The 4149-nt window shown below is 38.0% G+C and carries 5 protein-coding genes and 1 pseudogene; 1 reads left to right on the top strand and 5 read right to left on the bottom strand.

Annotated elements, in window-relative coordinates:
- The first annotated feature begins 37 nt into the window (after window positions 1-37).
- The gene (locus NGM62_RS21585) at window positions 38-172 is read left to right on the top strand and encodes a hypothetical protein (RefSeq protein ID WP_262250377.1); all 135 of its coding nucleotides are present in this window, start codon (window positions 38-40) and stop codon (window positions 170-172) included.
- On the opposite strand, the pseudogene NGM62_RS21580 reads toward NGM62_RS21585, so the two are convergent.
- The 5 genes and pseudogenes from NGM62_RS21580 to NGM62_RS21560 form a co-directional block, all read right to left on the bottom strand.
- Window positions 154-315 (bottom strand): annotated as a pseudogene (locus NGM62_RS21580) (transposase domain-containing protein); the annotation flags it as partial. The gene NGM62_RS21585 and the pseudogene NGM62_RS21580 overlap by 19 nt on opposite strands.
- Window positions 316-508: 193 nt before the next feature.
- Complete coding sequence (locus tag NGM62_RS21575; RefSeq protein ID WP_262250376.1) at window positions 509-919, bottom strand: putative toxin-antitoxin system toxin component, PIN family; 411 nt, start codon at window positions 917-919, stop codon at window positions 509-511.
- Between the two features lie 2 nt (window positions 920-921).
- Window positions 922-1134: a hypothetical protein gene (locus NGM62_RS21570; RefSeq protein WP_262250375.1), complete on the bottom strand. Its 213-nt coding sequence runs from the start codon at window positions 1132-1134 to the stop codon at window positions 922-924.
- A gap of 122 nt (window positions 1135-1256) precedes the next feature.
- Complete coding sequence (locus NGM62_RS21565; RefSeq protein ID WP_262250374.1) at window positions 1257-1463, bottom strand: hypothetical protein; 207 nt, start codon at window positions 1461-1463, stop codon at window positions 1257-1259.
- A 561-nt stretch (window positions 1464-2024) separates the two neighbouring features.
- On the bottom strand, window positions 2025-3635 hold the full coding sequence (locus NGM62_RS21560) for a DUF4435 domain-containing protein (protein WP_262250373.1): 1611 nt from the start codon (window positions 3633-3635) through the stop codon (window positions 2025-2027).
- Window positions 3636-4149: the final 514 nt, after the last annotated feature.

Genomic DNA, 4149 nt, shown 5'->3' with positions numbered 1-4149 from the left:
TTTACTGACTGTTAGTGTGTTGTGCAGAATTTAAGGGATGACTAACTATCAGATTCTTTCTTTCCAACGGTATTTTGAATTCCGCATGTTCTGGGGGAATACAATCATCGGTATGGGTAATGAGGTGTTCGACGTAAGTATCCGCCCGACCAACTACAGGTTTGATTTTTGAAGATTATTTTTATAGTTCTGTGGAAAGAGGTCTTTGAGGTTTTTGTGGTTGATGGCCATGATGTTTTCCAGCGTGTATTTCAGCCACTGGAATGGATTCACCTCATGTTTTTTGCAGATGGCGAAGAAGGAGTAGATCATGGCTGAATTTCGGGAGAGATCACAACGAGCTTTCACTCCCCAACAGGCGCTCCTAAGATTGCTATACATGGTGGTCCACGAGATTACAGGGAAAAGGACAATGCCATCCACAATGGGGCTCGACCATCTCGCAACTTCACACTAAATTGATGTTAGGTTAAAGCTTTTTTCGCGGTGGGTTAAGAAATCGTTCCTATTATATTCTTCTTGCGAAGTCTTCCAGGGTTATTGTATTGATTGCGGGGAAATCAATGGATTTCAACACATTGAAATGTTTATCATTGGTAACTAAGTAATGGGCATTGCTCGCGAAAGCACAATCCGAAAATTTATTATCATCCACGTCATGCGTGATCAATTGCAATTGATAGTGGACGTCGGTTTTTTTTAGATTGGGTAATAGCTCGAATGCTCCAAGTAATAGTTCAGCGATCTCCTTTGAAAAGATGTCTGTTATTTTTTCTTCGTATTCCAGCAGGATATCGTTAGTAACCCAAAGCTCAAACGCGCCGTCATACAATTTGTCAATCACTATCGCGTATTCCGATCTCCTTGAGATGGACCGAAGCATGGCATTAGTGTCAAGAACGACTTTCAGCAATGACATCCTTAATCGTTGCCTAGCTTTTGTTTCAGTGACTCATCTGAATAGCCTTTAGCGTCCCATATCTCATCGGCCTTATCTCTAGCTTGGTCCAATAGGAATTTAGACATCACTTTTTTTAATTCCAATAGTTGGCTATCCGGTATGCCTGCCGAGAAGAGTTTCAACAATTCCGCTTGCACATTGCTCAAAGGCGGTTGTACAGTGATGTTTGCCATAATCGTATTCTTTTTCTTATTTACTTCCTTTATTTCCCCTCACATTCCCGTCCGTTATTTCGGATTCGAAAACGGACGAAAAGCAACGGTATATACAAAAATACGAAAAGTATAGGATGTTTCTATGAATCTTTGCCTTCAAGCCGCGCCACCTTGGCTTCCAGCTCGGCAATGTATTTGCGCTGAAGGGACAGAATTTCCTCGTTCTTGGCCAAGAGCTGCTCTTTTGTGGATAATTCGCGGTTCAAATTGCCCAACAAATCGTTTGGTAATTGGGCAACAGGTTGTTGCCCAAATGAGGGTTGATAAAATTGGTAAAATTGCTGCAATACTTAAGGTTGCGGGAGAACAACCCGTTGATGTTTGGAAATTCTTCTTATTTGCTAATGATTGTTGCCGGTTAATTATCACAGTCACATTGGTTACGCTAAAGGTTGATAGCCCCTAACCCTATTGGGGCGGAGACCCGTTACTTTCAGCGTGGCGGGTTTCTCTTTTTTTTAGCCCGTTTTGGTCACCAGATTGTCCTTTCAACATATCTTAACAAATTAATTGCAACAAAACGGGGTGTCCCCTCCGCCGATTCTCCCCGTTTCGGGGCTTTCTGTTTTTGTGGAGCCTTATGAACATTGTAGATTATCCTTTTGATCTTTTTGGATACGACCGGGCGATTCTTTTGAAAGGTTTGACCGCAGACACTTTTTGATTTTTTGACATATCGCTTTTTTACATTTTTAGTGTAAAGCTATTTCAAGATAAGACACCCGCAAAAGTGGGTCTTTCTGCTTTATAATTTCTCAAGACCGAGTCCGGTTATCCACAACTGGGACTTACACATTTGAACCGCAGCGTTCGCTTAAGCATACCATCACGGGAAATTATGATCAAGCTTACGTGGCACTTTTTATTATTTTATTATCAATTGCATTTCTTATGGCTGCACTCACTGTATCTTTCTTTTTCAAAAGAGTTATTACAAGCTTTAGATAATCTTCCTTGTTTTTTATACCTGTCAATTCGCAAACTTTCGAATGAGGGATGAGAGCGTTTTTTAAATTAAATAGTCTTAAAACAGCGTCGTAGTCATTTGTAGATACAACTGTATCAAATTCTGCTTTTACTTTATCAAATAGTTTTTGTTTGTTGACACCACTATACAGTCCGTCTATTTCGGCAATAACATCTGCTATGTTTTTGGAAGAAAAGTTAATAAGCGAAATAAAATCTCTTCTCAATACTTCCTTGAAGTGTAAAAGAATTTGTGTGTCAAGTTGACTAACAAAATATGTAAGTAAATTCTGCTTGACCTGGATAAAAATGCGTTCAGAGTCTCGACCCATATGTTTTGCAATGGCTTTTACAATTTCTTCTGTTAGCAACAAATTTTCAGCTTCTGCGACATCTAATACCCAAATACTTTTTGCATTCAAGTTTATAATATCTTGATGTTGTCGTCTATCTCGATCAATGATACCCAACGAGTCGATATGATGAAATCCTTTTTGCTCATTAAAAGACTTAACAGATTGTATCACTTTTTCACAACCCCCTAGTGGCTTTAAAGTATGGTCAATAAATACTTGTTCGTAAAGTTGATAGTCAATACTACTACTTTCTCCTTCTAAAAAAATCACAGGTTTACGGCTTCCAAGAACTTCCAAATATAATTGTTCAGGGATAGGTGTTGTCTCGTCTAATAACTCATAATCCCAAACGTTAAGCCCTTCGTAAGATTTTGCCCAAATCTTTACTGCGCTATGTCTTGTAAAAGCAAAGTCAATGTCGTGAGTGAGATATACAAAAGAACAATCAGATCTTTCTATTTCAATTAAATCGAAAAGTGTTTTTATTAATGATTTATGAAGATGCATTTCAGGCTCATCAATGATAATGACTGAGTCAGGAGAAGCGCAAATTACCTCACCTATCAGATAGAAAATGACTCTTTCTCCATCGCTCATTTCTGCAGCATTATATTTACTGGCAATTTGTCCAGTAGGGTAAGTTTCAATGACTCCAGCCGATTTAATTAATTTTCTGTGGGGTAATACATTTTCCCAGATATGCTGCACTCGGTCAAGTTTCGTAGTTGGTTTAGAAATTCTACCTTCTTTGTAATTCAAAGATTCTTCGTATTCTTCTGTATGGAGTAAGACTAATAGTTTATCAAAATCATTCAATAAAGTGGTATTAAAATTACCTCCCCAACGAGCGTTTACTTTCTCGCGATGATATTGGCTTTCGCTTTTAAAATGATCATAATATCTTCCATATTTAAACGCAGTTTCAGCCCTGTCTCTTGAAGTTGGGCTAACGTTTGACGGAAAAGTCAATGATTTTTGTGCTGAGACCCTATGGATCTTGTCGAGATGCAATTCCTCAATTCTTGAACCGAATCTTGTTTTACCTGCTCCATTCGCACCTATAATTACTAACTGTTCAAACTCAATTTCTGGGTTCGTATTCGGCGTTCCTTTTTTTGTTGGTAAAGATATTTTCATTGTTGCTGTCGGTTGTTTTAAAATGCACGTAATGCATTTAAGCCTTGTGAAAGATGAGATTTTTAGCGTTAAAATTCATACGAAGAACAAATGAAGAAACTTACATAAATGTTTCTACGAAACGTGTCAGCCCGCCTTGCGAAAAGCCAACCGATGTTAATTTTAGTTGACAAATCTTTCATGTTCAACTATTAATGTTAGGGGCTGAATGTCATAGTTCAGCCGCTGAAGCTCAAGCACATATTTTTCACGCGATGCCATATTATCGTTTTAATTTGGTTTAACTAAGCCAACTGAGGCTGGCCTAAGAGATGTCGTGGCTTCATTACACCTATTATTTTAAAGTTTTCTATATCTCATCCCGGATAAATTTGATGATGTACATAAATTTTTTCTACTTCATCAATCACTCGAGAGATATATTCTATGCTGATTCCATTAGGCGGGAATTTTGCGAGATTATCTATAATACCCGTTGTGCATTATGACTTAGGGATAAAAAAAACAGAAATAA

It is taken from the genome of Parapedobacter soli, assembly GCF_025460835.1.
Lineage (GTDB): Bacteria > Bacteroidota > Bacteroidia > Sphingobacteriales > Sphingobacteriaceae > Parapedobacter > Parapedobacter soli.
Note: the sequence above shows the minus strand (reverse complement) of the source record. Positions and strands in the feature narration are given on the sequence as shown.

Coding starts and splice junctions, on each gene's coding strand:
- NGM62_RS21560 (WP_262250373.1), bottom strand. CDS start 3,635: ATGAAAATATCTTTACCAACAAAAAAAGGAACGCCGAATACGAACCCA.
- NGM62_RS21585 (WP_262250377.1), top strand. CDS start 38: ATGACTAACTATCAGATTCTTTCTTTCCAACGGTATTTTGAATTCCGC.
- NGM62_RS21575 (WP_262250376.1), bottom strand. CDS start 919: ATGTCATTGCTGAAAGTCGTTCTTGACACTAATGCCATGCTTCGGTCC.
- NGM62_RS21570 (WP_262250375.1), bottom strand. CDS start 1,134: ATGGCAAACATCACTGTACAACCGCCTTTGAGCAATGTGCAAGCGGAA.